General features: G+C 57.8%; 23 protein-coding genes and 1 other annotated feature. Of the genes, 6 read left to right on the top strand and 17 right to left on the bottom strand.

Features of this window, described 5'->3' with window-relative positions; all coding sequences use genetic code 11:
• Nucleotides 1-9 precede the first annotated feature (9 nt).
• A complete protein-coding gene (locus H7K56_RS19975) occupies nt 10-2,376 on the bottom strand; it encodes a TonB-dependent receptor domain-containing protein (protein WP_104188367.1) in 2,367 nt (788 codons plus the stop codon).
• Between the two features lie 342 nt (nt 2,377-2,718).
• Here H7K56_RS19975 and H7K56_RS19970 point away from each other — a divergent pair, with 342 nt between their 5' ends.
• Nucleotides 2,719-3,006 (top strand): Rdx family protein, encoded by a 288-nt coding sequence (locus H7K56_RS19970; RefSeq protein WP_104188365.1) that lies wholly within the window; start codon nt 2,719-2,721, stop codon nt 3,004-3,006.
• 5 nt (nt 3,007-3,011) lie between these two features.
• Here the strand turns inward: H7K56_RS19970 and H7K56_RS19965 are convergent, their stop codons facing one another.
• The 4 genes from H7K56_RS19965 to dnaK form a co-directional block, all read right to left on the bottom strand.
• Nucleotides 3,012-3,551: a PadR family transcriptional regulator gene (locus H7K56_RS19965; protein ID WP_021314062.1), complete on the bottom strand. Its 540-nt coding sequence runs from the start codon at nt 3,549-3,551 to the stop codon at nt 3,012-3,014.
• 85 nt (nt 3,552-3,636) lie between these two features.
• Entirely contained in the window at nt 3,637-4,410 is a 774-nt protein-coding gene (locus tag H7K56_RS19960) for a siderophore-interacting protein (RefSeq protein ID WP_132464497.1), read from the bottom strand.
• A gap of 375 nt (nt 4,411-4,785) precedes the next feature.
• Nucleotides 4,786-5,922, bottom strand: a complete 1,137-nt coding sequence (gene dnaJ / locus H7K56_RS19955; protein ID WP_021508663.1) for a molecular chaperone DnaJ — start codon at nt 5,920-5,922, stop codon at nt 4,786-4,788.
• Between the two features lie 103 nt (nt 5,923-6,025).
• Nucleotides 6,026-7,936, bottom strand: a complete 1,911-nt coding sequence (gene dnaK, locus H7K56_RS19950; protein WP_021508662.1) for a molecular chaperone DnaK — start codon at nt 7,934-7,936, stop codon at nt 6,026-6,028.
• A gap of 297 nt (nt 7,937-8,233) precedes the next feature.
• On the opposite strand from dnaK, the gene satP reads away from it, so the two are divergent.
• Entirely contained in the window at nt 8,234-8,794 is a 561-nt protein-coding gene (gene satP / locus H7K56_RS19945; RefSeq protein ID WP_058757128.1) for an acetate uptake transporter, read from the top strand.
• A 39-nt stretch (nt 8,795-8,833) separates the two neighbouring features.
• On the opposite strand, the gene H7K56_RS19940 is transcribed toward satP, so the two are convergent.
• The 3 genes from H7K56_RS19940 to tal form a co-directional block, all read right to left on the bottom strand.
• Nucleotides 8,834-10,144, bottom strand: a complete 1,311-nt coding sequence (locus H7K56_RS19940) for an MFS transporter (protein WP_058757129.1) — start codon at nt 10,142-10,144, stop codon at nt 8,834-8,836.
• A gap of 113 nt (nt 10,145-10,257) precedes the next feature.
• A complete protein-coding gene (gene mog / locus H7K56_RS19935) occupies nt 10,258-10,845 on the bottom strand; it encodes a molybdopterin adenylyltransferase (RefSeq protein WP_021508659.1) in 588 nt (195 codons plus the stop codon).
• Between the two features lie 124 nt (nt 10,846-10,969).
• Nucleotides 10,970-11,923, bottom strand: a complete 954-nt coding sequence (tal, locus tag H7K56_RS19930) for a transaldolase (protein ID WP_058757131.1) — start codon at nt 11,921-11,923, stop codon at nt 10,970-10,972.
• Between the two features lie 212 nt (nt 11,924-12,135).
• Here tal and yaaA point away from each other — a divergent pair, with 212 nt between their 5' ends.
• Nucleotides 12,136-12,909 carry a peroxide stress protein YaaA gene (yaaA, locus tag H7K56_RS19925; protein WP_058757132.1) on the top strand — a complete coding sequence of 258 codons (774 nt, stop codon included), beginning with the start codon at nt 12,136-12,138 and terminating at the stop codon, nt 12,907-12,909.
• 119 nt (nt 12,910-13,028) lie between these two features.
• On the opposite strand, the gene thrC is transcribed toward yaaA, so the two are convergent.
• The 5 genes from thrC to H7K56_RS19900 form a co-directional block, all read right to left on the bottom strand.
• Nucleotides 13,029-14,312 (bottom strand): threonine synthase, encoded by a 1,284-nt coding sequence (thrC, locus tag H7K56_RS19920; RefSeq protein WP_021508656.1) that lies wholly within the window; start codon nt 14,310-14,312, stop codon nt 13,029-13,031.
• A 3-nt stretch (nt 14,313-14,315) separates the two neighbouring features.
• Complete coding sequence (thrB, locus tag H7K56_RS19915; RefSeq protein WP_031279903.1) at nt 14,316-15,245, bottom strand: homoserine kinase; 930 nt, start codon at nt 15,243-15,245, stop codon at nt 14,316-14,318.
• Between the two features lie 2 nt (nt 15,246-15,247).
• The gene (gene thrA / locus H7K56_RS19910) at nt 15,248-17,710 is read right to left on the bottom strand and encodes a bifunctional aspartate kinase/homoserine dehydrogenase I (protein WP_021508654.1); all 2,463 of its coding nucleotides are present in this window, start codon (nt 17,708-17,710) and stop codon (nt 15,248-15,250) included.
• Nucleotides 17,711-17,736: 26 nt separating this feature from the next.
• Nucleotides 17,737-17,860 (bottom strand) — a sequence feature (Thr leader region).
• Nucleotides 17,796-17,867, bottom strand: a complete 72-nt coding sequence (gene thrL / locus H7K56_RS23210; protein ID WP_128601299.1) for a thr operon leader peptide — start codon at nt 17,865-17,867, stop codon at nt 17,796-17,798. (Overlaps the previous feature by 65 nt.)
• Before the next feature lie 171 nt (nt 17,868-18,038).
• Nucleotides 18,039-18,758: a tRNA/rRNA methyltransferase gene (locus tag H7K56_RS19900; RefSeq protein WP_150361804.1), complete on the bottom strand. Its 720-nt coding sequence runs from the start codon at nt 18,756-18,758 to the stop codon at nt 18,039-18,041.
• Nucleotides 18,759-19,367: 609 nt separating this feature from the next.
• Here H7K56_RS19900 and arcA point away from each other — a divergent pair.
• On the top strand, nt 19,368-20,084 hold the full coding sequence (gene arcA / locus H7K56_RS19895) for a two-component system response regulator ArcA (RefSeq protein ID WP_021508652.1): 717 nt from the start codon (nt 19,368-19,370) through the stop codon (nt 20,082-20,084).
• 50 nt (nt 20,085-20,134) lie between these two features.
• Here arcA and creA read toward each other — a convergent pair whose 3' ends face one another.
• A complete protein-coding gene (gene creA, locus H7K56_RS19890) occupies nt 20,135-20,608 on the bottom strand; it encodes a protein CreA (protein WP_022548913.1) in 474 nt (157 codons plus the stop codon).
• A gap of 193 nt (nt 20,609-20,801) precedes the next feature.
• On the opposite strand from creA, the gene robA reads away from it, so the two are divergent.
• Nucleotides 20,802-21,677, top strand: coding sequence for an MDR efflux pump AcrAB transcriptional activator RobA (gene robA / locus H7K56_RS19885; protein WP_021508651.1), 876 nt, complete (start codon nt 20,802-20,804; stop codon nt 21,675-21,677).
• Nucleotides 21,678-21,842: 165 nt separating this feature from the next.
• Here the strand turns inward: robA and gpmB are convergent, their stop codons facing one another.
• Complete coding sequence (gene gpmB, locus H7K56_RS19880) at nt 21,843-22,490, bottom strand: 2,3-diphosphoglycerate-dependent phosphoglycerate mutase GpmB (protein ID WP_104093703.1); 648 nt, start codon at nt 22,488-22,490, stop codon at nt 21,843-21,845.
• Between the two features lie 51 nt (nt 22,491-22,541).
• On the opposite strand from gpmB, the gene yjjX reads away from it, so the two are divergent.
• Nucleotides 22,542-23,060: an inosine/xanthosine triphosphatase gene (gene yjjX / locus H7K56_RS19875; RefSeq protein ID WP_021508686.1), complete on the top strand. Its 519-nt coding sequence runs from the start codon at nt 22,542-22,544 to the stop codon at nt 23,058-23,060.
• Here the strand turns inward: yjjX and trpR are convergent, their stop codons facing one another.
• Nucleotides 23,061-23,369 (bottom strand): trp operon repressor, encoded by a 309-nt coding sequence (trpR, locus tag H7K56_RS19870; protein WP_021508685.1) that lies wholly within the window; start codon nt 23,367-23,369, stop codon nt 23,061-23,063. It abuts the gene before it with no gap.
• A 43-nt stretch (nt 23,370-23,412) separates the two neighbouring features.
• Nucleotides 23,413-25,332: a murein transglycosylase gene (gene sltY / locus H7K56_RS19865; RefSeq protein ID WP_150361806.1), complete on the bottom strand. Its 1,920-nt coding sequence runs from the start codon at nt 25,330-25,332 to the stop codon at nt 23,413-23,415.
• Nucleotides 25,333-25,426 lie beyond the last annotated feature (94 nt).

The following is a 25,426-nucleotide window of genomic DNA, read 5'->3' as shown; positions in this document are numbered from 1 at the left end:
GAAAAGTGATTAGAAGTCGACGTTCACGCCGAGCTGCCAGGTGCGTCCCGGCATCACGGCCAGATTGATGTCGTTGCGCTCCTGCGCGCTGGCGCTGGTCAGCGTGCGGCTGCTGAGGTAATCCCAGTATTTACGATCGGTAATGTTGTAGACACCGCTGCTCAGCCTGACATTTTTCGTTAGCTGCCAGTACGCGGTGGCATCGATCAGGCCGTAGCCCGGCACGCGCATGTATTCGCTGCTGGCGTCGCTGATGGCCGCCCCGCTGTTGCTGTAGCTCTCACGGTTGGTGGCGCTGGCCTGTTTGCCTTTGACGAAGGTGGCGGTGAGCGCAGCGCCGTAACCGCGCGCTTTGTCGTCCCACGCGACGCCGACAATCGCTTTCAGCGGCGCGACGCTGTCGAGATCGATGTATTTGTCGCCCAGATAGCGGGATTTCGCTTTACCCTCGCTGTAGCCGAGCGCGAACGTGCTGCTCAGGCCATCCACGGTCGGGAACCAGCTGCCGTAGTTGACGCGGGTGCTGATCTCCGCCCCATAAATGTAGGCTTTGTCGCGGTTCTCAGCCTGATAGCTGGTGTAGATGTTGGCCGGAACATTGACGAACATCGCCGGGTTGGTGGCGCGGCGATAGCGGGTGTAGGCAATAAAGTTTTTGTAGGTGTTGTAGAACACCGAGGTATTGAGGGTGATGCCGTCGGTCGGCTGTCCTTTCAGACCCCACTCAAAATTGTTGCTGGTCTCGGTTTTCAGATCGGTATTACCAATCAGCGCATACTGCGCGCTGCCGGCGTAGCTTGAACCAAGGTTCCACGAGCCGTAAAGCTGGCTGGTGGTCGGGAACTCCACGCCGCGCTTATATTGCAGCCAGGTGGTGAGCGCCGGATTGATATCGTACTGGAAGGTCAGTGACGGCAGCACTTCGGTGTCTGAATTGGTCTTGCCGTACAGTTTTTCCACCTGCTCTGCGGTCAGCACCGTGCTGCCGTTGGTCAGATCGCCGAGGTTCTTCGGTTTGGTGCTTTGATGAATAACGCGCACGCCGGGAATCACCGCGAAATTGTGGCTATCGAGATCGAAATTAATTTTATCCTGCAGATAACCGGCCACGGTCCAGGAACGGCTGTCTGACTGCGGCTGGGTGATGGTGCCGAAGGTGCCCGGGTTCGGCTCCTGGCGGAACGGACGCTCGCTGTTCTCCACGCGCGCGTTGACGCCGCCGCTCAGTTCGTGGCGGCCGAGGGTTTTGCTGGCGCGCGTGTCAAACCCTAAAGTATCGACGTTGTAGTCAGAGTAGACGAAACCGTACTGACTGGCGCTGGTCGGTAACCAGGTGGTGTCGTGCGCCTCGGTTTGCTGCCAGTAAACCCGCGTGGTCAGCGTATCGATCATCTCGTTGTACGGCGTCCACTCATCAGCAAGATTAATGCCCCAGCGGCGCGAATCGCTCTGCTGTTGCGCAGTGCCCCAGATAGTGTTGCCGCTGCTGCTGTCCCAGGTATCGTAGTGGGTGTGATTGGTTTTGTGGTAGTAGTCGAAGGTGGCGCTCAGCTTGTGCTGATCGTTTGGCTGCCAGATTCCCGACGTCATAAAGGCATCCGAGTGCCAGTTGGCCGGGTAGGCGTCTTTTACGCCGCTGTTGTTGCGCGTCTGCTGGCCGTCGCGGCGGCTGTAGACAAACAGGCCGCGCAGTTCATCATCCCCTGCCGCCGCGGTGATGCCATTGTGCCAGCTGCGATCTGCCGAACTGTAGTCGCTCTGATAACCGAAATAGTGGGTTTTATCGCTGCTGAGGTAGTCGTCCGGCGACTTGTTATGAAACGATACGTTACCGCCGATGGCGGTGTTAGGTTGTTCCACCGATGTAGCGCCCTTCTCAATTTCGACGCTGCCAAACATATACGGGTCGATGTAGTCGCGACCGATACCGAAGGTATTGTTACCGGCACGACTGACGTACGGACGACCGGTGGCGTCCGGTACCGGAATGCCATCAATATCCAGACCGACACGGTTACTTTCCAGCCCGCGAATGTTGTAGCCGGTGTAGCCTGCACGGTCAAAGCCGCTTTTACCGGCTGACGAACCGCCCGCCGCACCAGTGGCGCTGACCAGCGGCTCATAACGCATGATCGAACCGAAGTCATTGGCGCCGCGTTTTTGCAGATCGCTGGCGGTGAGCGTGGTTTTGCTGCCGGCCTGCTGCTTAGGCGCGGTAACGGTCATTACCGGTTCATTGCTGCTGTTGTTCTCTGCGGAACGCGCCAGCGTACTGCTGTCGCTGGCGGCATAGCTGCAGGCTGCGTGAATGGCTGAAGCAAGAACAGCGACGATAAACAGACGCTGCCGGAAATTTCCCTGAAGGTGTAAAGACATGCGCGAAATACCTGGTTAATTGTTAGTATTCGCTCACTTATTTGCTGCCAGAAAACCACGGCTTTATGCTAAAAACCGTGAAACAGCGCGTCACGCTGGCCAGATAATGTTATCGATCCCGGCACCTGTGGCACAGTGTCATGCGCGCTTCAGTGCACAGCTGCCGTGTGTCACTGGCAGCGGCGCCGAAGGGATGCCTGCGGGATTTATAGAGAGTAAAATGATGGCGAAAACAATTTAATGCAATTGGTAATCATTATCAATATCATTTGCATCAGGATGTATCTTTGTGCGCACAATTTGTTAACCCATGATTAATCAAGCACTAACAGGAGGGATAGGATGTCAGATAAACCGGCAGTAACCATTCACTACTGTACCCAATGTAACTGGCTGCTGCGTTCGGCGTGGATGGCGCAGGAGCTGCTGCATACCTTTGCCGGCGATCTCAGCGCGGTCACGCTCCAGCCCGGCAGCGGCGGCGTATTCGAGATTAGCATTGATGGTCAGGTAATTTGGGAACGCAAACAGGAAGGCGGCTTTCCCGATGCGGCAGCACTGAAGCAGCGGGTGCGCGATGTCTGCTGGCCGGATCGCGAACTGGGGCATGTGGACAAGAAGAAACCGTAACGCGCTTAGCTGTTGGCGATCTTCTCTGCCGCGTCCTGCAACGCCGCCACGACAATCTCCACCGTGGCCGGTGAAATCTGCTCCTGCGACAGCCGGTGATTGAGCGTATAGCGAAGCGTATGGATCGCCTGCTCCACCTGCGGAATGCTGCGGTTGTTGACCAGGATCGCCAGCGAAGTGAGCCGCCCGATAATCACCGCCACGTTTTCGCCATTTTCCGCCAGCAGCGCGCGGCCCGCATCGTTAAGCGCGTAGGCTTTGCGCGTGGCCTGGGCATCCACCACGCGAATGGCGTCCATCTCTTCCAGCAGCGTCAGGTTGGGATAAATAATGCCGGGGCTGGGGGAATATTCGCCTTTCGACAACTCTTCCACCGATTTGATCAGCTCATAACCGTGCGCCGCGCCGCTGGCCAGAAAGTGCAGCATCAGCAGGCGAATATCACTGGCATCCAGCATCCTTTCGCGCCGCTTTCTGCGTGCGCCGGCACAGCTGGCACGCTGTGCCGCATCGGCGTGCTCTGGAACATCCCGCTGCTGTTTCATCGCCTTCCCGGGGTCAGTTGAGGGAGGTTGATAGTAGTCTGGTGCCTGGTAAAATTCAACACAGGCGGCAGCGGGCGGGCGCCGGTTATTTCTGATGCCAGTAAGCGACGGCGCGCACCAGGTCGCTGTGCGCCGCGCGCTGCTGAGTAAAGTAATCGCTCAGCTGTTTCACCGCCGCGCCTTCGCCGGTCAGCCAGATGAAGTAGTCATCAGCAGGCAGCATAATCGGGTCCAGCAGCGGCGTCAGCGCCTCAGCCTGCATGTTGCCGCTGCCAAGCCAGCTCACCGTGACGTCCGGCAGGTCGCCAAGATACGCGCGGCCGACTGGCTCATCAACACAGGCCAGCAGATGAATCTGTTGTGCCTGCATTTCCTGATAGCGGCGCTTAAATGCCGGCAGACCGGTCTCATCACAGACATAAATCTGACAGGCATAATCCACCGGCACGACGCACGATCCGCGCGGGCCGCCCATCGCAATGCGATCGCCCGGCTGAGCGGCACTCGCCCAGCTACTGGCGACGCCGCCGTCGTGGATGTAAAAATCCAGCGTCAGCGAATCGCTGCCGTTAAAGGCCAGCGGCGTATAGTCGCGCGCCGCCGGACGCACGCCGTCAGGCCAGACGATACCTTCGTCGGTCATGTGTGGTAGCGCCAGCGCACCGCCCGGCGTATCCGGGAAAAACACTTTGATGTGGTCGTCAAAAGAGGGCGAGTGGAAACCCGCCAGATCGCTGCCGCTAAAGACGATGCGCCAGAAGGCATCGGCCACCCGCGTTTTGCTGGCGACGGTGATGTGACGGAAGCGTAATTCATTGCGCACGCGTTGTGGAGCGCGATAGTGAGTCGGGTTTGGCAACGTTTCTCTCCCTGCAGCGACGGTCCCGCGCTACTGCGCTGCCGCACACCGCTGATGGTGCATGTTATCGAAAATCATTCTCATTAAACGCCTTGCAAGATACCTATGATATATTTTCGACGCAATGCCGAAAAATGCTATTGGCGAAAACGGAACCAGTTTTTGCAATGTGAGGGGGCGTTTGTTGGCGGGGATTTTCACGGCTTGAGGTCGCCATAAATGGCGCCCCTACAGCGTGTCAGCGTATTTTTGAAAGGTAACGGCTGTCAGGGATGTGAATGACGAAAAACAATGCCGTTGAGTATTTGCACAGCAGAACTGCGCATAAAAAAAGCGGAGAGTTGCCTCTCCGCTTGTTACTGTCTGCGCACCCGATTAGCGGGTCAGATCGTCAAAGAACTTCTTTACGCCGTCGAAGAAGCTTTTCGAACGCGGGCTGTTTTTCTCGCCGGTAGGTCCGCCGAAGCTCTCTTCCAGCTCGCGCAGCAGCGCTTTTTGCTTGTCGTTGAGGCTGACCGGGGTTTCCACCACCACGCGACACAGCAGATCGCCGACCGCACCGCCGCGCACCGACTTCACGCCTTTGCCGCGCATGCGGAACAGCTTGCCGGTCTGGGTTTCTGCCGGCACTTTCAGCTTCACGCGACCGTCGAGCGTCGGCACTTCAATCTCGCCGCCCAGCGCTGCCATGGCAAAGTTGATCGGCACTTCGCAGTACAGGTTGTTATCTTCACGCTCGAAGATCGGGTGTTTCTTCACCGAAACCTGCACGTACAGATCGCCAGCCGGTGCGCCATGCTCACCCGCTTCACCTTCTCCGCTGAGGCGGATACGGTCGCCGGTATCGACGCCCGCCGGGATTTTCACCGACAGCGTTTTCTGGCGCTCAACGCGGCCGTGGCCGTGACAGGCGTTGCACGGATCTTTAATCACCGAGCCGCGACCGTGACAGGTCGGACAGGCTTGCTGCACGGTAAAGAAGCCCTGACGCATCTGTACCTGGCCCGCACCGTGACAGGTCGGACAGGTCTGCGGCTGGGTGCCCGCTTTGGCGCCGCTGCCGTGGCAGACATCACACTCTTCCAGCGTTGGAATGCGGATCTCTTTGGTCACGCCGCGTACCGCTTCTTCCAGCGTCAGTTCCATGTTGTAGCGTAAATCGGCGCCGCGTGAGGCGCGCTGACGGCGACCACCACCAAAGATATCGCCGAACACGTCGCCAAAGATATCGCTGAAGTCGGCACCGCCGCCACCAAAGCCGCCGCCGAAGCCGCCACCACCGCCCTGCTCAAACGCCGCATGACCGTACTGATCGTAAGCTGCACGCTTCTGCGCATCGGTAAGGATCTCGTAGGCTTCCTTGACCTCTTTGAATTTCGTCTCGGCCTCTTTATCGCCCGGATTACGGTCCGGGTGATACTTCATCGCCAGGCGCTTATAGGCCTTTTTGATTTCGCGCTCATCGGCGGATTTTGAGACGCCTAAGATCTCGTAAAAATCACTCTTAGCCATTTTTCTCTGCCCTTAACATGATCGCACGGGCGTGGAGAGATCTCCGACGCCCGTGCTGGTTTCAACGGCTGTCAGGCCAGCCGTCGCGCCCGGTCAGGGGCAATTATTTTTTATCTTTCACTTCTTCGAATTCAGCGTCGACAACGTCGTCATCTTTCTTCGCCGAAGCGTCGCCGGCATCCGCTGCGCCGGCCTGAGCCTGTTGCTGCGCCAGTTCCATCAGCTTGCTGGACACTTCCATCAGCGCCTGCATTTTGGCTTCGATTTCTGCTTTATCTTCGCCTTTCAGCGCGGTGTTCAGCTCGTTCAGGGCAGACTCGATCGGTGCTTTGTCTTCCGCTGACAGTTTGTCACCGGCTTCATCCAGCTGCTTACGCGTGCTGTGCGCAATCTGGTCACCCTGGTTGCGCGTCTGCACCAGCTCTTCGAATTTACGGTCTGACTCGGCGTTAGCTTCCGCGTCACGAACCATTTTTTCGATCTCTTCCTCGTTCAGGCCAGAAGAAGCTTTGATGGTGATCTTCTGCTCTTTACCGCTGTTTTTGTCCTTCGCAGACACGTGCAGAATACCGTCAGCATCGATGTCAAAGGTCACTTCGATCTGTGGCATACCGCGCGGCGCTGGCTGAATACCGTCGAGGTTGAACTGGCCCAGCGATTTGTTATCCGCCGAACGCTTACGCTCACCCTGCAGCACGTGAATGGTCACGGCAGACTGGTTGTCTTCAGCAGTCGAGAACACCTGGCTGTGCTTGGTTGGGATCGTGGTGTTCTTGCTGATCAGCGACGTCATCACGCCACCCATGGTTTCGATACCCAGCGACAGCGGGGTCACGTCCAGCAGCAGAACGTCTTTTACTTCACCGGCCAGCACGCCGCCCTGTACCGCAGCACCCACAGCGACTGCTTCGTCCGGGTTCACGTCTTTACGTGGCTCTTTACCGAAGAACTCCGCCACTTTCGCCTGCACCATTGGCATACGCGTCTGACCACCAACCAGGATCACGTCGTTGATGTCAGAAACCGACAGACCAGCGTCATTCAGCGCCACTTTCAGCGGCTCAATCGAACGGGTAACCAGATCTTCCACCAGTGATTCCAGCTTCGCGCGGGTCACTTTAATGTTCAGGTGCTTAGGACCAGTCGCATCCGCCGTGATGTACGGCAGGTTAACGTCGGTCTGCTGCGCAGAAGAGAGCTCGATTTTCGCTTTCTCTGCCGCTTCTTTCAGGCGCTGCATCGCCAGCGGATCGTTGTGCAGATCGATGCCCTGATCTTTCTTGAATTCGGCAACCAGGTAGTTGATCAGACGGCTGTCGAAGTCTTCACCACCCAGGTGGGTATCACCGTTGGTCGCCAGTACTTCAAAGGTTTTCTCGCCGTCGACTTCGTCGATCTCAATGATAGAGATATCGAAGGTACCGCCACCCAGGTCATATACCGCGATGGTGCGGTTGCCCTGACCTTTATCCAGGCCGTAAGCCAGTGCCGCTGCGGTCGGTTCGTTGATGATACGTTTTACGTCCAGACCCGCGATACGGCCGGCGTCTTTGGTCGCCTGACGCTGCGCATCGTTGAAGTAGGCTGGTACGGTGATAACCGCTTCGGTCACCGGCTCACCGAGGAAATCTTCCGCGGTTTTCTTCATTTTTTTCAGCACTTCTGCAGAGATCTGCGGCGGTGCCATTTTCTGGCCTTTCACGTCCAGCCAGGCGTCACCGTTGTCAGAACCGATGATTTTGTACGGCATGATTTTAATATCACGCTGCACTTCTTCGTCCTGGAAACGACGGCCGATCAGGCGCTTGATTGCAAACAGGGTGTTCTGCGGGTTGGTCACCGCCTGACGTTTAGCCGGTTGACCGACCAGAGTTTCGCCATCCCCGGTATATGCAATGATTGACGGTGTGGTGCGATCGCCTTCGGCGTTTTCAAGCACGCGTGCTTTGCCACCGTCCATAATCGCCACACATGAGTTGGTTGTACCCAGGTCAATACCAATAATCTTACCCATCTAAACGTCTCCCACTTAAATTCTTTGCCAAATTGGGTTGTGAAGCAGAGATGCGGTCACGCTGACCACTTTCAACTGCTGCGGCAGATTTTTTTGCTGCCTCACAATGCTTGATGACAACTAAATGGGGCCGCTTCGAAGCGCATCAAGGGTTAAAACTAAAAAAAATTTAGATTCTCTTACCGCGTGAGATCAAAGTGCGGCAAAAGCCACCTGATTATGATGCAGCGCCCCGCGCCCCACCGCTGTTGGCGCGGGCGTTAAACCAATAAACAATAACGCTGCTGCTGAGGAATTATGGGCAACACCACGCTGGCGAATCCCGCCCCACTGGGCCTGATGGGTTTTGGTATGACCACCATCCTGCTCAACTTACACAACACCGGTCTGTTTGAAATGGATGTGATTATCCTGGCGATGGGCCTCTTTTATGGCGGCATCGCGCAAATCCTTGCCGGGCTGCTGGAGTATAAAAAAGGCAACACCTTCGGCCTGACCGCCTTTACCTCCTACGGCAGCTTCTGGCTGACGCTGGTGGCGATTCTGCTGCTGCCAAAAATGGGACTGGCTGCCGCCGCCGATGGCCATTTCCTCGGCGCTTATCTGGCACTGTGGGGCCTCTTCACGCTGTTTCTGTTCTTTGGCACGCTGCGGGCCGCAAAAGTGCTGCAGTTTGTGTTTGCCAGCCTGACGCTGCTGTTTGCGCTGCTGGCTATCGGCCATCTGCTGGATCACGCGGCGCTGCTGCGCATCGCCGGCTGGGTGGGCATCGTCTGTGGTGCCAGCGCCTTTTATCTGGCGATGGGCGAAGTGCTGAACGAGAAGTTTGAGCGCAGCGTGTTGCCGATTGGCGAGTAATCAACTGCGCGCGGAGCCATGCCGCTCCGCGCGCTGCCATTACGATGAATGCAGCGAGACATCCAGCTGCGCATTAGCCTGGCGGCTGTCATGCCATAACCACAGCGCCACCAGCATGCCGATCAGCGCCAGCGCCAGCACGTACCAGGCCGGCGCCATCGGCGTCAGCGACATCATCAGCGTCACACTGATCGGCGTCAGACCGCCAAAGATGGCATACGACACGTTGTAAGAGAAGGAAATGCCGGTGAAGCGCACCGCCGCCGGAAACGCCCGCACCATAACAAACGGCACCACGCCGACCACGCCCACGCTCAGTCCCGCCAGACCGTACCAGATGAACAGCATCTGCGGCGTGCCGCCAAGCTGCTGGAAAAAGCTCCAGCTGCACAGCGCCAGCAGCAGCGAACCAATCAGTAAGGTACGCGCCGCACCGTAGCGATCGACAATCCAGCCCGCCAGCACGCAGCCGATCAGCAGCATCACGGTCGCGAAACTGTTGGCCTGCAGACTGAGCGCCGCCGGCACGCCATGCTGCTTCTGCATCAGCGTCGGCGCCATCAGAATCACCACCACAATACAGGCTGATAATAGCCAGGTAAGCAGCATCGACACCGCAATACCGCGCTTATGGCTGGCGAGAATGGTCTGTAGCGGCAGTTTTTCCGCCAGCGCTTTGCGCTGCTGCATCTGACGAAATACCGGGGTTTCATGCAGCCAGCGACGCAGATACATCGCCAGCAGGCCAAACAGGCCGCCGAGGAAGAAAGGAATGCGCCAGCCGTGATCGCGTATCGCCGCCGGCGAGAGCGAAGTATTCAGCACCGTCGCCACCAGCGACCCGAGCAGAATGCCGGCGGTTAAGCCTGCAGTCAGCGTGCCGCAGGCAAAGCCGATGCGCTTTTCCGGCACATGCTCCGCAACAAACACCCACGCGCCCGGCACCTCGCCGCCAATGGCCGCGCCCTGCAGCACGCGCATCAGCAACATCAGTAACGGTGCGGCAATGCCAATGCTGGCGTAGGTGGGCAGCGCCCCCATCGCCAGCGTCGGCAGCGCCATCAGCAGAATACTCAGGCTGAACATCTTCTTGCGCCCGACTTTGTCGCCAAAGTGCGCCATGATGATGCCGCCCAGCGGACGCGCCAGATAACCGGCGGCGAAGATGGCAAACGTCTGCACCTGACGCAGCCATTCCGGGATGTCTGGCGGAAAGAACAGCTCGCCAATCACCGCAGCGAAGAAGACGAAGATGATAAAATCGTAGAATTCCAGCGCCCCGCCCAGGGCAGCCAGCGCCAGGGTTTTGTAGTCCTGGCGGTTGAGTCGACGCGTTGTCAGCGAATCCATAAGAGTGCGGTATCCAGAGGCCATGTCAGTATAGTTGTAAAGCTTCAGTTACTATACCGTCAATATTTTGCCACACCAGTCACTCTGCATTTTATGCCTGAAAACGGCAATTTTCAGACGTTTGTCTCACGTCGTGCGCTTTTCGGGCGAAAAGCTGCTACCACCTCCGGGTGGGTTTCGACGTAAGGCCCTTCCAGCAGCTGTAAACAATAGGGTACAGCCGCGAAAATCCCTGGCACTTTCACCGTGCCGTCATCCGCTTTCAACCCTTCTAGCGTCTCTTTAATCGATTTCGGCTGTCCCGGCAGATTGAGGATCAGCGACTGCTTGCGGATCACGCCCACCTGGCGTGACAGAATCGCGGTCGGCACAAACTGCAGGCTAATCTGCCGCATCTGCTCGCCAAAGCCGGGCATCTCGCGGTCGGCTACCGCTAAGGTCGCATCCGGCGTGACGTCGCGCCGGGCCGGACCGGTACCGCCGGTGGTCAGCACCAGGTGGCAAAAACGTTCGTCGACCAGCTCGCAAATCGCCTGCTCAATCATCGGCTGTTCATCCGGAACCAGGCGGGTGTCAATCTCAAACGGTGTCGCCAGCGCAGCGCTCAGCCAGCTTTCCAGCGCCGGAATGCCCTGATCCTGATAGATGCCGTTAGCGGCCCGATCGGACACGGAAATTAAGCCAATACGTAAAGTATCCATAGAGTTATCGCTGTGTTGACCGCGGGGCGGTGAGAAAAAGGGGAATGGCAGAAAGGATAATACAAAGCATCAGCGAGGGAAACGCGAAAACCGTGGCGACCGGCAGCCGCCACGGCACATCACCTTACAGCAGTTCGGCGATCATCTTCTCAAGTTTGCCCTGGTCGATGGCAAAGTTGCGGATACCTTCGGCCAGTTTGGTCACCGCCATTGGATCCTGGTTGTGCTGCCACAGGAATTCCGCTTCGGTCATTTTAGCCGGACGCGCTTTCACTTCGCCGCTGTAGCTCAGTTTACGCTCTACGCTGCCTTCGCTCTCGGCCAGCTCTTTCAGCAGGCCCGGGGAGATAGTCAGGCGGTCGCAACCGGCCAGCTCGATGATTTCGCCGACGTTACGGAAGCTGGCGCCCATCACCACGGTTTCATAGCCGTGCTGCTTGTAGTAGTTGTAGATCTCAGACACGGATACCACGCCTGGATCTTCATGCGCTGCGTACTCTTTCTTGTCGGTGTTCTGCTTGTACCAGTCGAGGATACGGCCAACAAATGGCGAAATCAGGAACACGCCCGCTTCGGCACAGGCACGCGCCTGGGCGAAGGAGAACAGCAGCGTCAGGTTACAGTTGATGCCTTCTTTCTCCAGCTGCTCCGCCGCGCGGATGCCCTGCCAGGTTGAGGCCAGTTTGATCAGAATACGATCGTTGCTGATGCCGGCATCGTTGTACAGTTTGATCAGGCTGCGTGCTTTCGCGATGCTCGCTTCGGTGTCGTAAGAGAGACGCGCGTCAACTTCAGTAGAGATACGTCCCGGGATCAGTTTGAGAATTTCCAGACCAATGTTGACGGCCAGCTTGTCAGAAACCAGCGCCAGCTGCTCTTCTTTGTTGCTGCTCTGCTGACGTGCCCAGCTAATGGCTTCGTCAATCAGTTTGCGGTATTCAGGGATTTGCGCAGCGTTGAGGATCAAAGAAGGGTTAGTGGTGGCGTCCTGCGGTTGGTAGAGTTTCATTGCCGCGATATCACCGGTGTCGGCGACCACAGTAGTCAGCTGACGCAAGGAAGTAAGTTTGTCCGTCATGGTTCTCTTTTCTCTTAAGTTGACTGTCAGGGTGTAAAAGGCTGTTGCGATAATATCACGCAGGCTAAGCGGCGCAACATCGCCGCGTGCCCTTTACGATAGCGCTAACAAATGGGAGCGATTTGCCGATCCGTGCAGCTTTTTTGCTACACTCGTCGCGACATTTTTCCCATCCATCCCCTGAAAACAGCGGGTCAACGAGGACAGACACAATGCTGATGGTTATCTCGCCAGCCAAGACACTGGATTATGAAAGCCCGCTGGCAACGTCACGGTTTACCCAACCGGCGCTGTTAGAAAAATCACAGCAGCTGATTGACGTGGCGCGCGATCTTTCCCCGGCGCAAATCGCTTCGCTGATGGGCATCAGCGACAAACTGGCGCACCTCAACGCCGACCGTTTCAGCCAGTGGCAGCCGCCCTTCTCACCCGATAATGCGCGGCAGGCAATTCTGGCCTTCAAAGGTGATGTTTATACCGGTTTGCAGGCCGAGACCTTCAGCGAAGCCGACTTTGATTTTGCCCAAAAACACCTGCGTATGCTTTCGGGTCTGTATGGCCTGCTGCGCCCGCTGGATTTGATGCAGCCGTACCGCTTAGAGATGGGCATCAAACTGGCGAATCCGGCCGGCAAAGATCTCTACAGCTTCTGGGGCGACCTGCTGACGCAAAAGCTCAACGACGCGCTGGCGGAACAGGGCGATGACGTGCTGATCAACCTCGCCTCCGATGAGTATTTCAAAGCCATCAAGCCGAAGCAGCTGAATGCCGAGCTGGTTAAGCCGGTGTTCCTCGATGAGAAAAACGGTAAGTTCAAGGTGATCAGTTTCTACGCCAAGAAGGCGCGTGGCCTGATGAGCCGTTACGTGATTGAGAAGCGCCTGACAAAACCGACGCAGCTGAAGAAGTTTGATGTTGACGGTTATTTCTTTGATGCGGCGGAGAGTAAGGGTAACGAGCTGGTATTTAAGCGCCGCGAGCAATAACGCCAGCTTCACCTGAATCGTAGCGGCGCAAATTAATGCGCGTCTGTTAAAAACCCGCGCGTTAAATCGCGCCGCGATAAAAATGCATAACGGGCCGATGTGACCGGCCCGTTGGGTATTTACTTCAGCAAAAACGCCCGCAGCGCGGCGAAATCCGCCTTCATGGCATGCGACAGCAGCGGCAAATCGGCGCGCGCGGCCAGCGCTTCCGGCAGCGGCAGCGGCTGGCCGAGAATCTCTTCCACGCTCTCCTTAAACTTCGCCGGATGCGCGGTGCCGAGGAACAGGCCAAACTCCCCTTCCTGCAGCTGATCGCGCAGCAGACGATAGGCAATCGCCGCGTGCGGTTCTGACAGGTAACCCAGCTCTGCCAGCTCGCGCATGGTGGCTTTGGTGGTCTCATCCGACACCGCGCCGTAGGCCAGATCGGTCAGGCGCCAGGTTTTGCGGCGGAACAGCTCTTCCACGCGCGGCCAGTTGTTAGGCTGGCTGACATCCATCGCGTTCGACAGCGTTGCCACGGTCGCGTTCGGCTGCCACTGACCGTCGGCAAGGAAGCGCGGCACGGTATCGTTGGCGTTGGTCGCGGCGATAAAGCGCTTGATCGGCAGACCGAGCGATTTCGCCAGCAAGCCGGCCGTGAGATCGCCGAAGTTGCCGCTTGGCACCGACACCACCAGCTGATTACGTTTCTCCTGCGGCAGTTGCGCCACCGCCTCGAAGTAATAGCAAATCTGTGCCAGCAGACGGCTGATATTGATGGAGTTAGCCGAATTCAGGCCGATGGCTTTTTTCAGCTCTTCGTCATCAAACGCCTGCTTAACCAGCGCCTGACAGGCATCGAAGTCGCCATCGATCGCGATGGTTTCAATGTTGCCGCCCAGCGTACAGAACAGCTTCTCCTGCAGCGGACTGATTTTGCCCTGCGGATAGAGGATGACCACGCGCACGTTTTCCATGCCGTAGAACGCGTGCGCCACCGCTGCGCCGGTATCGCCGGAGGTCGCGGTCAGAATGGTGATCTGCTCATCCGCGCCAGACACGTACGACAGCATCTGCGCCATAAAGCGCCCGCCGAAATCTTTAAACGCCAGCGTCGGACCGTGGAACAGTTCGAGGCAGGCCACATCGTCGCTCACCTGGCTCACCGGTGCCGGGAAAGCAAAGGCGTTCTTCACGCGCTCGGCCAGCTGGTGCGCGGCAATTTCATCGCCGATGTAAGCAGAGAGAATCTTGCTGCTGCGGCTGACGAAATCCATCTCCAGCATCGCATCAATGTCGGTCAGCTCGAATTCCGGCAGTTCCAGCGGGAAAAACAGCCCCTGCTGCGAGCCGAGGCCCTGTTTCACGGCCTGCGCGAAGCTAACCTGCTCGTTATGATCCTTAAGGTTGTAGAGTTTCATGCGTTATCCCAGTTTACGTGCGCCAGCCGTATCAAGACGGCAGATATGGACGAAGCCTTCCTCATTCTGCAGATAGTGCTGGCTCAGCCAGTCCGCCATCCGCTGTGCCGTTGCCATCTCGTTGCAAACGGCGAAAAGTGTCGGGCCAGAGCCCGAAATCCCGCAGGCCAGCGCGCCGATGTCGCTGGCAGCCTGCCGCGCCTCAGCAAAGCCCGGCAGCAGTTTGGTGCGATACGGCTCGGCGATCACATCCTGCATCAGTTTAGCCGCCAGCAGCGGCTGACGGGTGTGGCAGGCGTGAATAAAGCCGGCCAGCAGACGACCATGTTTGATGGCATCCTGCTTGCGATACTGCGCCGGCAGGATGGCGCGTGCTTCCGCCGTGGAGACTTTGATGCCCGGATAAGCCATTACCCACAGCCAGTCATCAAAGCACGGCACCTCCTGGCTGATGATCCCGTTCTCTTCAATCATCAGCTGTACGCCGCCCAGGAAGCACGGCGCGACGTTGTCATAGTGCACGCTGCCGGAGATGCGCCCTTCCAGCTCGCCCATCAGCGCCAGCAGCTCGGTGTCGTTAAGCGGCTGGCCGCAGAACTCATTCATCGCCATCAGGCCGGCCACCACCGAGCAGGCGCTGGAACCGAGGCCTGAACCAATCGGCATGTTTTTCTCCAGCGTCATCGCCACCGGAACGTCTTTACCAATCGCCTGGCAGAAACGCTGCCAGCACTGGTAAACGATGTTGTCCTGCGGATCGGCGGGCAGTTTGCTGACAAAGCGCCCTTTATTCTGCAGGCTAAACTGGTCTGCCGCTTCGACCGACACGCAGTCGCCCAGCAGCGAGCCATCCACCGGCGAAACCGCCGCGCCCAGCACATCAAAGCCGACGCTGACGTTACCTATCGAGGCCGGTGCATAAATTTTTACCATCATTAAACTCCCAACTTCCACGTCAGCGTGCGCAGCAAATCGGCAAACACACCCGCCGCGGTGACATCATTCCCCGCGCCATATCCGCGCAGAACCAGCGGAATCGGCTGATAATAGCGGCTGTAAAACGCCAGGGCGTTCTCGCCGTTCTTCACTTTGTACAGCGGATCGTTGCCGTCCACCGCATCGATTTTAACTTTGCAGGCGCCGCCCTCTTCAATCGCGCCGACGAAGCGTAACACTTTACCCTCATCACGCGCTTTGGCAACGCGCGCGGCAAAGGCGTTGTCCAGCTCCGGCAGCCGCGCCATAAACTGATCGACGTCGGCGATGTCCGTCAGGCTGGCGGGCAGCAGCGGTTCGATGTCGATGTCGCTCAGCTCCAGCTGATGACCCGCCTCACGTGCCAGAATCAGCAGCTTACGCGCCACGTCAGTACCGGACAGATCGTCACGCGGATCCGGCTCGGTAAAGCCCAGCTCGCGCGCCATGCGGGTAGCTTCGGACAGCGTCACGCCCTCATCCAGCTTGCCAAAGATAAACGACAGCGAGCCCGACAGGATGCCGGAGAATTTGATCAGCTCATCGCCGGCGTTCAGCAGGTTCTGCAGGTTTTCAATCACCGGCAGACCGGCACCGACGTTGGTGTCGTAAAGGAACTTACGGCGCGATTTCGCCGCCGCCGCACGCATCTGCTGGTAGTAATTCCACGACGAGGTATTGGCCTTTTTATTCGGCGTGACCACGTGGAAACCTTCGGCGAGGAAGTCCGCGTACTGATCGGCCACCGCCTGGCTGGAGGTACAGTCGACGATCACCGGGTTGAGCAGATGGTACTCTTTCACCAGACGAATCAGCCGGCCGAGGTTAAACGGCTCTTTGGCTTCCGCCAGCGCCGCCTTCCAGTTGCTGAGGTCGATGCCGTGCACGTTGGTCAGCAGCGCATGCGAATTGGCGATGCCGCACACGCGCAGATCGATATGCTTGCCCTTCAGCCACGCCTGCTGACGGTGCAGCTGCTCAAGCAGCGCGCCGCCGACGCCGCCGACGCCCACCACAAACACTTCGATCACCTGATCGGTGGCGAACAGCATCTGATGCACCACGCGCACGCCGGTGGTGACGTCATCGTTGCTGACCACGACCGAAATGGAGCGCTCAGAGGAGCCCTGGGCAATCGCCACGATATTGATGTTGGCGCGTGCCAGCGCAGAGAAGAATTTAGCAGAGATGCCGCGCAGCGTGCGCATGCCGTCGCCCACCACCGAAATCACCGCCAGCTGCTCCAGCACGTCGAGCGGATCGAGCAGGCCATCTTTCAGTTCGAGGTAGAATTCCTCTTCCAGTACGCGACGCGCGCGCGCCTGCTCGCTCTGCGGCACGCAGAAGCTGATGCTGTATTCGGAAGAGGATTGGGTAATCAGCACCACGGAAATGCCGGTGCGCGACATCGCGGCAAACACGCGCGCCGCCATGCCCACCATCCCTTTCATGCCCGGACCGGAGACGTTAAACATCGCCATGTTATTCAGATTGGTGATGCCTTTTACCGGGTTCTCATCCACTTCGCCTTCGCCGCCAATCAGGGTACCTGGCGCCTGAGGATTGGCGGTATTTTTGATTAAGCACGGAATCTGGAACTGAGCAATCGGCGCGATGGTGCGCGGGTGCAGCACTTTGGCACCAAAGTAGGAGAGCTCCATCGCCTCCTGATAGGACATCGACTTCAGCAGACGCGCATCCGGTACCTGACGCGGATCGCAGGTGTAAACGCCATCGACATCGGTCCAGATTTCACAGCAGTCCGCGCGCAGACACGCCGCCAGCACGGCCGCCGAGTAGTCGGAGCCATTACGCCCCAGCACCACCAGCTCGCCCTTCTCATTGCCGGCGGTGAAGCCCGCCATCAGGATCATGTGGTCGGTCGGGATCTGGCTGGCCGCGATACGCCGGGTGGATTCGGCGATATCCACGGTCGATTCAAGATAGTGGCCCACCGCCAGCAGTTTCTCGACCGGATCGATCACCGTCACTTTGTGGCCGCGCGCCTGCAGCAGCGCTTCCATGATGGCAATCGACAGCTTCTCACCGCGACAGATAATGGCGGCGTTGACGGCATCCGGGCACTGCCCCAGCAGGCTGATGCCGTGCAGCACCTGTTTCAGCTGGGCAAACTCCAGCTCAACGCGGGTTTTCAGGCCATCGTAATCGAAACCTGGCTGAGCATCGGCCAGCCCCTGCAGCAGTTCGGCAAAAATGCGTTCGGCATCGCTGATATTCGGCAGCGCATCCTGGCCGCTGATGGTTTTCTCAATCATCGCTACCAGATGATTGGTGATTTTCGCTGGCGCAGAGAGCACGGTGGCAACCTGTCCCTGTTGCGCATTGCTTTCCAGAATATCTGCCACGCGGAGAAAACGTTCCGCATTGGCTACCGAGGTTCCGCCGAATTTCAGCACTCGCATGATTGAAGCTCTCCTGAATTTTTGCCGAAAAAAAAGCCCGCACTGTTGAGGTGCGGGCTTCTTTCTTTTGTTTTTCCTGTATGCGTCAGCCCGCACCGTTACCTGTGGTAATGGTGGTGGTAATAATAATGGTGGTGTTCAGGCTGTGGTTACGCATTGAGATTTTTTCTGTCTGTCTTTGTCTTGTCCGTCTGCCTTCCAGAAGTAAAGCAAAGCGCACGTTAAGTCAACGAATTTGTCTTTGCACCCGAATGGTGCTGCTGCGCAGTGCTGCGCCGCAGACGCCGAATCGGATTGCGATCGTTCAGGCAGCGTCACAGACGCCCGATCACTCACTGTCCGGAGCCGGTTTTCCCGAGCAATTATCTATAAGTTTTTTTTCTACGTCGTGCAGCAAACGGTGCAGCATGGCGCTGTCGCGCTGCTCAAGCAGACCGATGCGCTGATCGATCCAGTCTGCCAGCTTGGCATCATTGCTGACTTCCAGCGTCACCAGCAGCTGATGAAAGCGCTGACGCAGCGCCTGCAGCTGCTGCGCGTTAGCCGCCTCAACCGGCGCGGCTGCCACCTGGTGCAGCGCCGACAGCTGATAGCAGTACACCATCACCGCCTGGCCGAGATTCAGTGAAGGATAGTCCTGCGCCATCGGAATGCCGGTCAGCAGATCGACCTGTTCCAGCTCCTCATTAGTCAGCCCACTGTCTTCACGGCCAAACACCAGCGCGATGCGATTCAGCCACTGACGCTTCTCCTGCAGGATGGTTTCGACCTGCGCCGGCGTGGCGTAATAGCGAAACTTCGCCCGGCTGCGGGCGGTCGTGGCCACGGAAAAATCGACATCCGCCAGCGCGGCGCTCAGCGTGTCATAGGTTTGCACGTGGTCGAGAATCTCACCGGCGCCGTGGGCCACACGCCGCGCGGCCGGATCCTGCCAGGCGTCACTGGCGACAATACGCAACTCGCTAAATCCCATGGTTTTCATGGCGCGGGCGGCCGCGCCGATATTCTCCGGGCGAGCGGGTGAGACAAGGATCAGGGGGAAATGCATGATTTTTCCATCGAACGGTTAATAACCCGACCTATGTTGGCATGCAGGCGACAAAATACCAACCGCACGGGCATGAGAAAATAAGATGTTAAGGATGTTAAAACAGGGCAAAAGTGCCGGGCAGGCGCAATTATGCGTAATAAGCAAAATTTATGCGCCAAACCCATATTAAAACATTATTTTTCATGCAATTGAAAAGTTATTACCTGCAGGTTTTACTTTTGCGCTGATGCAGCTGAAATGTAGCGAAAATGCTGCTTTTTGTGAGCTAAGCTGGCATTCCAGTAGAAGTTTTTCATAAAAGTGTTAACGTGCTACACTTGCATTTGATATAAGTCAACGAAGCGTTGTTTTTATGCTTATCGGTTGTTGTTGGTGCTGTTAGGTTGCTGTTAATACGGTTAGGATAAGCGCCAGTCCGATACCCACGGGGCACGCAAATATTCATCCTGACTGGCTGAGCTAACACTGAAGTTGACGTAGATGGATGGTGTATTCCGAAGATCATTTCGTACACCGGTTGCGAACGGCCCACTGTTCAGTGGAACAGTTATGGCAACCGCCGTACGCCCTGTTTTCGATTTGTTGGCAAATTTTAGGTAGCGAAACATGCAGACCCCGCACATTCTTATCGTTGAAGACGAACTGGTCACGCGTAACACCCTCAAAAGTATTTTTGAGGCCGAAGGTTACGTGGTCTATGAAGCCACCGACGGCGCCGAGATGCATCAGGTTTTGACCGATAACGACGTCAATCTGGTGATTATGGATATCAACCTGCCGGGCAAAAACGGTTTACTGCTGGCGCGTGAACTGCGCGAACAGGCTAACGTCGCCCTGATGTTCCTCACCGGCCGTGATAACGAAGTGGATAAAATCCTCGGTCTGGAGATCGGTGCCGACGACTACATCACCAAGCCGTTCAATCCGCGTGAGCTGACGATTCGTGCGCGCAACCTGCTGTCGCGTACCATGAATCTGGCGATGCCGAGCGAAGAGCGCCGTCAGGTCGAGAGCTATCGCTTCAACGGCTGGGAACTGGATATTAACAGCCGCTCGCTGATCAGCCCGAACGGCGATCAGTACAAGCTGCCGCGCAGTGAGTTCCGCGCCATGCTGCACTTCTGTGAAAACCCAGGCAAAATCCAGACGCGTGCTGACCTGCTGAAGAAGATGACCGGTCGCGAGCTGAAGCCGCATGACCGCACGGTGGATGTCACCATTCGCCGCATCCGCAAACACTTTGAGTCGACGCCGGACACGCCGGAAATCATCGCCACTATCCACGGCGAAGGCTACCGCTTCTGCGGCGAGCTGCAGGATTAAGCGTCCGTCGCGAAACAAAAAAACGCCCGTCAGGGCGTTTTTTTATCGACTCAGTGCCACGGCATAATCGGCACCGCGCTCAGCGCATTTTTCGGTGAGCCATCGACCACTTTATCCGAATAGCTCAGGTACACCAGCGCATGACGTTTCTGGTCAAAGAAGCGCACCACCTGCAGCTTTTTAAACACCAGCGAAGTGCGTTTGCGGAACACCACTTCACCCTGCGCCTTGCCCTGCGCGATTTTATCGCTAAGCTCTATCGGTCCCACCTGCTGACAGGAGATGGCCGCGTCGGAAGTATCTTCCGCCAGACCCAGTCCGCCCTTAATACCGCCGGTTTTTGCCCGGCTGATATAACAGGTTACATTTTTAACGTCGGGGTCGTCGAAAGCTTCCACCACGATCTTATGATCGGGGCCAAACATCTTGAATACGGTGTCAACGGAGCCGATCTCCTCGGCCAGCACGCTCTGACTCAACATAAATGTTGCCAGCGTGACTATAAGATTGCGAGCTATTGTCATTGAGTTACCATTGCAAACGGAATAGATGTGAATGTAATGTACTGTTAATCGAACCGAGAACCAAACCTAACGGGTTTCAACCCGCATTGATGTAGCACAGTTAACTGGCAAACCACCCCCGCGCCGTTGTGCAATTCGTGCTACTATTCGGTGACTTCATCGTTGCGCCACCAGAGAGTTATGAGGATGTTTTATGGACCAAGCCGGTATCATTCGCGATTTGCTTGTCTGGCTGGAAAGCCATCTGGATCAACCCCTTTCGCTCGATAACGTTGCGCTAAAAGCGGGCTATTCCAAGTGGCACCTGCAGCGAATGTTCAAGGAAGTTACTGGCCACGCCATCGGCGCGTATATCCGCGCCCGCCGGCTGTCCAAGGCCGCCGTCGCGCTGCGTCTCACCAGCCGGCCGATCCTCGACATTGCGCTGCAGTATCGCTTCGATTCGCAGCAAACCTTTACCCGCGCGTTTAAAAAGCAGTTCAATCAGACACCTGCGTGGTATCGCCGCTCGTCGGAGTGGAATTCGTACGGCATTCGCCCGCCGATTCGCCTCGATGATTACCCGATGCCGCAAGCGCAGTTCGTCACGCTGCCGGAAACGGTGCTGGTGGGGCAAACGCAAAGCTATACCTGTACGCTGGAGCAGATCTCCAGCTACCGCGACGAGATGCGCATCCACTTCTGGAAGCAGTTCCTGCTGGAGACCGATACCGTGCCACCGGTGCTGTATGGCCTGCATCAGGTACGCGCCAGCCATGAGAAGGATGATGAGCAGGAGATTCTGTACACCACGGCGGTGCCGGCCGACCAGCAGGCGCTGAGCATGCAGTCAAACCAGAGCGTGATTCTGGAAGCCGGGGATTATGTGCAGTTCAGCTATCAGGGACCGCGCACTGCGCTGCAGGAGTTTATTCTGCTGCTGTACGGCACCTGTATGCCGACCCTCGGCCTGGTGCGCCGTCAGGGCCAGGATATTGAGCGTTTCTATACGCACGGTGGCAAGAAGCGCAGCGAGCCGCCAATGGAGATTCGCTGCGAATATCTGATTCCGATTCGTCCGCAGCAGTAACGGGCGTTGTCGATGGTCGCCATGAATGGCGACCCTACAGAAGCATCACCGTTTGTCGCCGATGCGTACTGACCGTGCTCCCGTAGGGTGCGCATTCATGCGCACCGATACGCGATCATTGATACGCACCGATACGCAGTCATTCTGCGCCATGCGCTACCGCGCTTAACGCTGCAGCTCATCCAGCGCCGGGGCATCCAGATGCGACACATCGCCGGCCGTCTCGACCACCCAGCCGGCGGCGAGCCACGCGCTTTGCTGATGATCAACGCGCGAAATCGAGCAGTTACGCAGACGCAAACGGCGCTCCGCATGGGCCGGCAGCCCCAGAATGGTACTCACCAGCACACCCAGCGCCATGCCGTGGCTCACCAGCAGCGGGCGGCTACCCGCCGGCAGATCGAGACAGGCATTGAGCGCGTCATGCATGCGCGTCGCCATCTCTTCCATCGACTCACCACCCGGAATCCGGCCGCCTTCGGTGCCATCCACCAGCGCTTTACGCCAGCTCTCCTCTTCCGCCGTCAGGCCGTCGAGCGGACGCTGCTCCAGACAGCCCATATTGAGCTCGCGCAGGCGGGCATCCAGCGTCACCGTACAACCGCAGGCATCAGCGATAATCTCCGCGGTGCGCCGGGTACGTCCTAAATCGCTGGCAATCACGTGAGTAATACCCAGCGATTTCACGCGCTCGCCCACCTGATGCGCCTGCTGCTCACCTTTATCCGTCAGCGGACTGTCGGACTGCCCCTGAATGCGTCGGGCCGCATTCCAAACCGTTTCACCGTGACGAACAAGATAGACCTGTAACATGCTTAATTTCCGTTATACTGCGACAAATTTGTCTCGAGGGTTCAGGTAATTATGTACCATGTTGTCGCAGCCACCATCAATCCGGCAAAAATCCGCGCAATTGCTCAGGCGTTCAACGACGTTTTCGGCGAAGGATCCTGCCATATTGAAGGGGTCGAGGTCGAGAGCGGCGTCGCCGCGCAGCCCTTAAGCGATGCCGAAACGCGAACTGGCGCACGCCAGCGCGTGGCGAACGCGCGTCATGTGCGGCCACAGGCGGATTACTGGGTGGCGATTGAAGCGGGCATCGAAGGCGACTGCGCCTTTGCCTGGATGGTGGTGGAGAATGCGCAGCAGCGCGGTGAATCCCGCTCTGCCAGCTTTACGCTGCCGCCGGTGGTGATGGCCGGTCTGGCTGCCGGGCATGAGCTCGGTGACGAAATGGCGCGCTTAACCGGCGTGGAGAATATCAAACACAAGGGCGGTGCGATTGGCGCCTTCACCCACGGCCTGCTGAGCCGCTCCAGCGTCTATCATCAGGCCCTGATTCTGGCGCTCTGTCCGTTCACTCACCCGCTGTATCAGCAGTAATCAGCTGCGCCCGAGGCGCGCTTCCAGCCAGCGTTTGAGCTCGGGCGGCGCCTCTTTCAGGCTGTTGGATCCACGGGTGATGGTGGCAATCCCGACGCCCAATTCGTTTTTCAGCTCGCGCTGACTGATATCACCGTTGATCAACGCTTCGATAATGCGCAGGCGCGTGCCTAAGGCTTCGCGCTCATCCGGCGTCATCATCAGCTGCAGCAAGGGCAGCGCTACGTCATCGGAAAACGCGTTGTGCATCAGGTCGATGAAACGCAGCCAGTTGTCTTCAACCGGCTGCGGGGAAAGGGGTTGGCTCATGAAGGCTTCCGTACTCATTAACGAGTACGGAAGCATAACACAGTCAGTAACGGCGATTCCACTCGCCGTCGGCGAGAATCTTATCCGGCTTGCCCATGAAGTAGCGGTAATAGGCATCGTAGGCCAGCACGTTTTTCACGTAGCCGCGGGTTTCCGAGAAGGGAATGGTTTCGATAAACGCCACCGCATCCAGTTTGCCGCCGCTGATATTCAGCCAGCTGCGCACCCGCCCCGGGCCGGCATTATAGGCGGCAGAAGAGAAGATGCGGTTCTGACCAAACTGCTGATAGACATACTCCAGATACTGCGTACCAATCTGAATATTGGTCTGCGGATCGAGCAGCTGGCTGCTGTTAACGTAGCCCGGAATGTTGTACATCTTCACGGTATGGCTGGCGGTGCCCGGCATCACCTGCATCAGGCCACTGGCGCCAACCGGTGAGCGCGCTTTCGGGTTCCACGCGCTCTCCTGGCGGGAAATCGCCATGGCGTAGCTTGGCGTGATGCCTTTATCGCTGGTGTATTGCTGATACAGATTGCGCCACGCCAGCGGGAAACGCTCTTTCAGGCTGTCCCACATTTTCGCGGTGATGGTGGCCTGCACGCTGAGATCCCACCAGTCCTGTTCATTGGCGTAGCGCGCCAGCATCTGCTGCTGGGTATGAGTTTTGCTGCTGATCAGGTTGGCCCACTCGCTGCGCGCCAGGTTATCCAGCCCCCAGTACATCAGCTCGCGCACGCGCGCCATCTCCGGCCCCTGCACCACGCTATTGTCCGCCGCCGGGGCCTGATCCACCTGCAGCGGATACTCGACGCCCAGCCGCTGTGCCGCCACCATCGGATAGAAGCCGCGCTGCTGCATCAGCTTACGCAGAATCTCATCCGCTTCCTCTTTGCGCCCCTGCGCCATCAGTAAATCGGCCTGCCAGTACTGCCACTCATCTTTCTCTTTGGCTTCCACCGGCAGCCGGGCAATCCAGGTGTTCAGGCCGCGACGGTCGTTTTCACTCAGCGCCAGCCGCACGCGCCGCTCAATCAGCGCGGTGGATTCGCTGTTCATCACCACCGCATCGCGCCAGCGCGCCTGCTCCGAGGTGAGATCGGCACCCATCATGCGCCACACCACCGTCTCTTTCAGATCCTGCTCTTCCGCCGGACTCATCTTCTGCGCCTGAACCAGCTGCGGGATCATCATGCGCGCGTTGTCCATATCCTGACGCGCCACGCGGGCAAAGGCGTAGCTGGTGGCCATGCGGGTAAAATCGGTCGGGCCGAGGGTGCTGGCAAAAGTGGTGACGGTCTGGGGATTTTGCTGTAGCGCAATCAGCGCGCTGGCGGTGGTTTGATAATCCGCCGGCAGCATTTTCGCCAGGTAATTAACCAGGCTGTCGTTGCCGGCTTTCATCGCCAGGCGGATGCGTTCGAGGATGGTGATCGGCGACAGCTGCCCTGACGCCTGCCACACCGAGAACAGCTTGTCGCAGTCGTTCGGTAACGCTGTGCCGCGCAGCCAGATGGCTTTGGCCCCGTCAAACGCCGCCTGCTGCTGACCGGTCGCCCATTTGGCGTAGTACCAGTTACAGCGCGCCTGCACCGGCTTTGGCTTATCCGGGCTGAAGCTGAGCACGCCCGGCCAGTCCTGGCGGTGCGCCAGCACGTTAACAAAGCGCGTCTGCAGCGAACGCGCCGGCGGCAGCGTCGGATACTGCTGAATAAAGTTTTTCACCGCCAGCCCGGTCTCCTGATCGAGATCCTGCGCCAGCAGGCGGTACTGCAGGTACGGATAGAGCGGATAATCCTGCAGCGTTGGCATCAGCTGCTCAACCTGGTCCATCTGTTTGTTGTCCCAGGCCTGTTTGATCTGCGCATAGCGCTGTCGTTGCTGATCCAGCGAATCGGCCCACACGCTGCCGGCCGTGCTGACCAGACAGATCCCTATCATCCAGTTACGCCACTTCTCCACTCCGCTCTCCTCATTGCTGCGCTCCAGCTTATGCCGGACTCCCTTCATGCTAACCAGGCCAACCGGCTCTTGCCACGTTCTTCACAAAATTTAC

It is taken from the genome of Pantoea dispersa, assembly GCF_014155765.1.
Classification (GTDB): Bacteria; Pseudomonadota; Gammaproteobacteria; order Enterobacterales; family Enterobacteriaceae; genus Pantoea; species Pantoea dispersa.
This window is presented reverse-complemented; position numbering and strand designations above follow the sequence as displayed.

Excerpts from the sequence above, each read along its gene's own strand:
- H7K56_RS19975 (WP_104188367.1), bottom strand. The coding sequence starts at position 2,376 with ATGTCTTTACACCTTCAGGGAAATTTCCGGCAGCGTCTGTTTATCGTC.
- H7K56_RS19970 (WP_104188365.1), top strand. The coding sequence starts at position 2,719 with ATGTCAGATAAACCGGCAGTAACCATTCACTACTGTACCCAATGTAAC.
- H7K56_RS19965 (WP_021314062.1), bottom strand. The coding sequence starts at position 3,551 with ATGAAACAGCAGCGGGATGTTCCAGAGCACGCCGATGCGGCACAGCGT.
- dnaJ (WP_021508663.1), bottom strand. The coding sequence starts at position 5,922 with ATGGCTAAGAGTGATTTTTACGAGATCTTAGGCGTCTCAAAATCCGCC.
- dnaK (WP_021508662.1), bottom strand. The coding sequence starts at position 7,936 with ATGGGTAAGATTATTGGTATTGACCTGGGTACAACCAACTCATGTGTG.
- satP (WP_058757128.1), top strand. The coding sequence starts at position 8,234 with ATGGGCAACACCACGCTGGCGAATCCCGCCCCACTGGGCCTGATGGGT.
- H7K56_RS19940 (WP_058757129.1), bottom strand. The coding sequence starts at position 10,144 with ATGGATTCGCTGACAACGCGTCGACTCAACCGCCAGGACTACAAAACC.
- mog (WP_021508659.1), bottom strand. The coding sequence starts at position 10,845 with ATGGATACTTTACGTATTGGCTTAATTTCCGTGTCCGATCGGGCCGCT.
- tal (WP_058757131.1), bottom strand. The coding sequence starts at position 11,923 with ATGACGGACAAACTTACTTCCTTGCGTCAGCTGACTACTGTGGTCGCC.
- yaaA (WP_058757132.1), top strand. The coding sequence starts at position 12,136 with ATGCTGATGGTTATCTCGCCAGCCAAGACACTGGATTATGAAAGCCCG.
- thrC (WP_021508656.1), bottom strand. The coding sequence starts at position 14,312 with ATGAAACTCTACAACCTTAAGGATCATAACGAGCAGGTTAGCTTCGCG.
- thrB (WP_031279903.1), bottom strand. The coding sequence starts at position 15,245 with ATGGTAAAAATTTATGCACCGGCCTCGATAGGTAACGTCAGCGTCGGC.
- thrA (WP_021508654.1), bottom strand. The coding sequence starts at position 17,710 with ATGCGAGTGCTGAAATTCGGCGGAACCTCGGTAGCCAATGCGGAACGT.
- H7K56_RS19900 (WP_150361804.1), bottom strand. The coding sequence starts at position 18,758 with ATGCATTTCCCCCTGATCCTTGTCTCACCCGCTCGCCCGGAGAATATC.
- arcA (WP_021508652.1), top strand. The coding sequence starts at position 19,368 with ATGCAGACCCCGCACATTCTTATCGTTGAAGACGAACTGGTCACGCGT.
- creA (WP_022548913.1), bottom strand. The coding sequence starts at position 20,608 with ATGACAATAGCTCGCAATCTTATAGTCACGCTGGCAACATTTATGTTG.
- robA (WP_021508651.1), top strand. The coding sequence starts at position 20,802 with ATGGACCAAGCCGGTATCATTCGCGATTTGCTTGTCTGGCTGGAAAGC.
- gpmB (WP_104093703.1), bottom strand. The coding sequence starts at position 22,490 with ATGTTACAGGTCTATCTTGTTCGTCACGGTGAAACGGTTTGGAATGCG.
- yjjX (WP_021508686.1), top strand. The coding sequence starts at position 22,542 with ATGTACCATGTTGTCGCAGCCACCATCAATCCGGCAAAAATCCGCGCA.
- trpR (WP_021508685.1), bottom strand. The coding sequence starts at position 23,369 with ATGAGCCAACCCCTTTCCCCGCAGCCGGTTGAAGACAACTGGCTGCGT.